Source organism: Franzmannia qiaohouensis (assembly GCF_031451695.1).
GTDB classification, from domain to species: domain Bacteria; phylum Pseudomonadota; class Gammaproteobacteria; order Pseudomonadales; family Halomonadaceae; genus Franzmannia; species Franzmannia qiaohouensis.
Genome location: NZ_JARWAM010000038.1, coordinates 1 through 4,442, shown reverse-complemented (window position 1 = coordinate 4,442; position 4,442 = coordinate 1). Strand labels below are relative to the sequence as shown.

5 protein-coding genes are annotated in these 4,442 nt (G+C 49.3%); 3 read left to right on the top strand and 2 right to left on the bottom strand.

Translation table 11 applies throughout. The features are described 5' to 3' along the window. The 3 genes from QC821_RS21580 to QC821_RS21570 all read left to right on the top strand — a co-directional run. Window positions 1-361 (top strand): replication initiation protein (locus QC821_RS21580; protein WP_309725583.1); only part of this gene is annotated, 361 nt, incomplete at its 5' end. 658 nt (window positions 362-1,019) lie between these two features. Beyond that, the gene (locus tag QC821_RS21575; RefSeq protein ID WP_309725581.1) at window positions 1,020-1,697 is read left to right on the top strand and encodes a thermonuclease family protein; all 678 of its coding nucleotides are present in this window, start codon (window positions 1,020-1,022) and stop codon (window positions 1,695-1,697) included. Window positions 1,698-1,735: 38 nt separating this feature from the next. Continuing rightward, entirely contained in the window at window positions 1,736-2,446 is a 711-nt protein-coding gene (locus QC821_RS21570) for an HNH endonuclease (RefSeq protein ID WP_309725578.1), read from the top strand. 74 nt (window positions 2,447-2,520) lie between these two features. On the opposite strand, the gene QC821_RS21565 is transcribed toward QC821_RS21570, so the two are convergent. Both QC821_RS21565 and QC821_RS21560 read right to left on the bottom strand, forming a co-directional pair. Continuing rightward, window positions 2,521-3,456, bottom strand: coding sequence for a retron St85 family RNA-directed DNA polymerase (locus QC821_RS21565; RefSeq protein WP_309725576.1), 936 nt, complete (start codon window positions 3,454-3,456; stop codon window positions 2,521-2,523). After that, window positions 3,446-4,387 (bottom strand): retron St85 family effector protein, encoded by a 942-nt coding sequence (locus tag QC821_RS21560; protein WP_309725574.1) that lies wholly within the window; start codon window positions 4,385-4,387, stop codon window positions 3,446-3,448. Before QC821_RS21560 ends, QC821_RS21565 begins: the two co-directional genes overlap by 11 nt. Between the last annotated feature and the right edge of the window lie 55 nt (window positions 4,388-4,442).

Here is a 4,442-nt window from a genome sequence, read left to right as displayed (position 1 = left end):
CGAGGCCGTAGCCAGGCGCGCACGGCTGCGCCATGTGTTTCGGGAGAATTTCACCATTGACGGCATCAGGGACTTGCTTGGTGTCGAAGCCGGGAAGCTGGTGCCCTACAAGAACCTTAAGACCAAAGCCATTGAGCCAGCTGTGGTCGAGGTCAATGCACTTACCCCCTACCAGGTCGTGCTAGAACCACGCATGGACGGACGGAAGGTTGTGGGCTTCATCATGGGATGGAGTATGAAGGATGAGACAGGCATGCGGGACGCCTATGCAGAGATACAGCGGCCCCGTGTAGGACGGAAGGAACGCCTCAACAAAGCAACACAGGCCCATGTTATCCTTGACAAACAGATGTCCCATTGAGACGCTGTGAAACGGCTCATAGGGACGTAGAGGGACAACAATGGGACTAACGCTTAGGCAAGCTGCGGACCTATGCGGCGCAAGTCGATCCACCATCCATAGAGCACTGAAAAATGGCAAGTTATCAGGTGGTAGACTTGAAGACGGGGCCTGGGACATAGACCCATCAGAGTTGGCCCGCGTGTTCCCATGGGACATCAGTGAACCTACCCAACGGGACAATCCGGGACAAGGTAGGGAAGGGGCAGGCGAGAGGGAAGCCGTGCTGGTCGTTAAGGTCGAGATGCTGGAGCATCAGCTAGAGCGTGAGCGGGACACGATAGCCGATCTGCGGAAACGCTTGGACAGAGCAGAGGACAGGGTGCTGGCTCTTACATCCCAAGCCCTGCCGCCTGCTCCAGTTACACCACCTGCGCCCGACCCTACCCCGACTCGCCGTCGCTGGTGGCCGTTCTAACGCTCTGGCTCAAAAGAGCGAGCTAGGCTGACAGACCCGAATGAACCGCATGCGGGAAACAGCCGGCGCGTGAGCCTACCTATTACTTAGCTTCCAGTTGCTGCCAATCTGTAGCAAGACCACATTTTTGTCGCTTGGTAATGCATTTATTTCAGACGTTTTGTATACACTGCTGAAACAATTTCAGTTGTGAGATGATTCATGAAGTTCATTGGTCTTGCCGTTGCCTTATTGCTGGCTGCTCATGCGCCGACTGCAGCAACTGAGCACGAAGGCAGTGTTACCCAAGGCGTAGCGTCAGTGATCGACGGCGATACCCTTGAAATCCACAATTCACGCATTCGCTTGCACGGTATCGACGCCCCGGAAAGCGGGCAAGTCTGCATCGAAGGCGATGGGTCAGCCTGGCGGTGCGGGCAAGCGGCGGCCTTGGATCTCGCCGAAAAGATAAGCCGGACGCCTATCCTTTGCGAGCATCTCGACGTAGATCGCTACGGTCGTATCATCGCACGATGCTTCGGTGGAAGAGAAGACCTCAACAAGTGGATGGTCAATGAAGGGCTGGCTGTCGCGTATCGTCAGTATTCCTCCGACTACGTCTCTGACGAAACTCAGGCACGTGACGCGCGCAAAGGGATCTGGCGAACAAAATTCGATATGCCATGGGACTGGCGCAAAGGATCTCGCACGTCCGAATCTTCTTCCGAAACGCCCAAGATCCTGCAGAGACTTGTCCAGCGGTCGTACTCTTGCAGCCCGCGACGGACATGCTCTCAGATCGGCAGTTGCCAGGAAGCGCGGTGGTATCTAGCAAACTGCTCCTGGGGCGGCCGTCTCGATCGCGACAATGACAGCATTCCCTGCGAAAGCATCTGCTGACGCTTGCAACGTAAGACTTGTAGTGTTGAGAAAGACGAATGGCGAAAACTAAAGGACATGGGAACCCTAACTGGACCCACGATGAGATTATTCTCGCATTAGACCTTTACCTCCGCCTTGACAGAATCGTCCCGTCTCCTCGCTCTCCAGAAATCCAAACCCTCTCCGCAATTTTGCGGTCAATGCCCTATCATCTTGAAGCAGCCAAACAGCCATCATTTAGAAATCCAGACGGCGTCGGCTTTAAACTCATGAACCTGCGGCAGCTCGACAGCGGCAGAGGACTATCAAACGTGTCGAAGACAGATCGCCAGGTATGGGAGAAATATGGCTCTCAACCAGCCGCTGTTAGGAACCTTGCTGACGCTATCATCACAGGCATGAAGACTATCTTGCCAGAGGAAATACCGGAAGAAGCCGAGGAGCTCCCCGAAGGAAGACTTCTCACAGCGATCCACGTCAGACGAGAACGTAATCCGAAGGTTCGCAAGATGCTACTCGACGCGCGTAGAGCAACCGGTTTGCAATGCGAAATATGTAATCTGTCACGACCTGGCATTAAAGCAGACTTGGAAGAAGCAATTTTTGAAGCTCACCACATTGTCCCGCTAGCCAGTGCTGGGGAACGAAAAACAAAGCTTTCCGATCTATCGCTACTTTGTGCTTGCTGTCACCGCGCAATACACCGGGCGATGGTCATTGAACAAAGGTGGCTGACCGTCTCCGAAGCCCGCGAGCTGATCCTCTAAGACTAGGGTTCCTCAACCTCCGGCAGCAGCTCCTTTAGTAACGGGTTTTATGCGGCGATAACACACCCTCCAAATTACTCTCTCAAAATTTTATCAATATTATCTGAGCCAAAAACCCTTCTAAGGGTTGCAACGAAGTCAGGCTCTATGTCCTGAGAAAACGCCAAAAGGCCTTTAAGACGATCGCTAGAACCGTCAAAATCTTTACCGTGAACTCTCTTTTCAACCATTGATCTTATTAGACGCTTCCTGTCCCGTCCAATTGAGACTTTGCCGTCTGGCGTGAGGTTTAACCCTGTTACAGTCCTACGGGTTCTATTAGAAGCTAGAACTATCTTTTTTTCATTAAGAATTGGCTTTATAAATTTGGCGTGTTTCGCTGCCTGCTCTATTTGCAGCTTTATCGATTCCACATCCAAATTTCCTTTAGTGGAAAACGTCAGATCATCTGCATAACGCGTGTATATCATCCCGTGAGAGGCCGCAAAATGCGCTAAATTTTCATCTATATCAAAGCAAAGTATATTGGAAATAGCAGGGGAGGTCTTTGATCCTATAGCAAGCTGTTTAGGCTCTCGCTTACCCGCCCCCCAAAAGAGAACATTCTTTGAAAACTCTATATCGCTATCTGTCCAATCAAGAAAATTCTTCTTGGCAAATCTTTCCCAGCTACGGACCTTAATGCTTGGAAAAAAATCCTTGAAGTCAAACTTAGCTATTACACGCGAACCAACATGCATACGTGCGTTGATTTTTATGGAACTACCCTTCTTGTATGCCGTAGCACAAGGATGCACAGGTATAGACATTAAGATTTCATGGGAAAAGAAATCTTGAAGAGGTTTTAGCTCTTTTGCTGGATGGCAGATAACTCTACGCCCACCACTGCGCTTCTCTACAGTCCATACAAAGTATCGTTGCGGCGCAGTTTTAGCAATTGAAGAAACTTCGAATTCGGTCATTCCAACAAAGGCAGCACATTGGCTCAACAAGCTCTTCCTATGATCCATTGTGCCTCCGAAACATCTGAAGTTTGCGAACATCAAATCGATCTAGTTCAGAGTTAATCTCGGCTGCTACTCTACTCAATGAACTAACCCCAAGCCCCTTTTTGAAGCTAACTCTTAAAGGGGCTGCCTGCACTTTCGGAACATAAAACGTCTGCTTTCCGTCTTGGGCGGGATATACCAGTTTGGAAAAAATAAGAACCTCTAATAGATTTCTTATCTCTGACTGCTTCATCGAAACCCCCATCACCTCAACGGCCTTATCAACCTCAGTGATGGATGGAGCCCTCAGAAGAAAGCAAGCTAGCAAAACAAGAAATGCTCGATGTTCAACAAGATGATTTTCGAATCTAGATGTTCTATTGGACTTTGCAACCTCTGTTACTTCTTTATTAACACCTTCTATAAGAGAATTTTTTACGACTTCTTCGCAATGAACTATTCCTAAGTTATCAGTTTCCCATTCATAACCAAGAGGTTCTCGTCCGTATTTTATTTCGTGGTGTCTTAATGCCCCCTTAGTAACAAATGATGCCCCTCTTAAGTACTTTCCTTGCATAACGATAATAAGCTTTTTTGCTATTTCGTCGATCTTTACAAATGCCCCCAATTCACATAGAGAGCCTGGACTTTCCACAATTAGGATAACGGCATCTGCTATAGCTGAGATGACCTGCTCATGCTCCAACAAGTCATCGAAGCTTGTTTTTGCAAAAGCTGCTGCAGCATTCTCTGCGAGAAGTACTGTAAAATCTGGAAACGGTAAAATAGGGCCAGCTGGAGGAAGTAAGAGCTGCCGTAAAGATGTTGGCGCAGATGGGTCATGAGATGCTGCGCCCCCGCAGAGGAAAATAAACCTCTCACGGCGGACCACTTTGCTTCCCTCGAGATCTATTGCCCCCAAGAGCGAAACTATCTTTGAGGGAAGATTCAAGCTTTACCTTTAAAAGTCTCGGATCGGCTTCGGCTTTTCTTGAAGCGAGCCTAGG

Bases quoted from the DNA above. Each gene is read 5' to 3' on its own strand.
- QC821_RS21575 (WP_309725581.1), top strand. From the start codon at position 1,020: ATGAAGTTCATTGGTCTTGCCGTTGCCTTATTGCTGGCTGCTCATGCG.
- QC821_RS21570 (WP_309725578.1), top strand. From the start codon at position 1,736: ATGGCGAAAACTAAAGGACATGGGAACCCTAACTGGACCCACGATGAG.
- QC821_RS21565 (WP_309725576.1), bottom strand. From the start codon at position 3,456: ATGGATCATAGGAAGAGCTTGTTGAGCCAATGTGCTGCCTTTGTTGGA.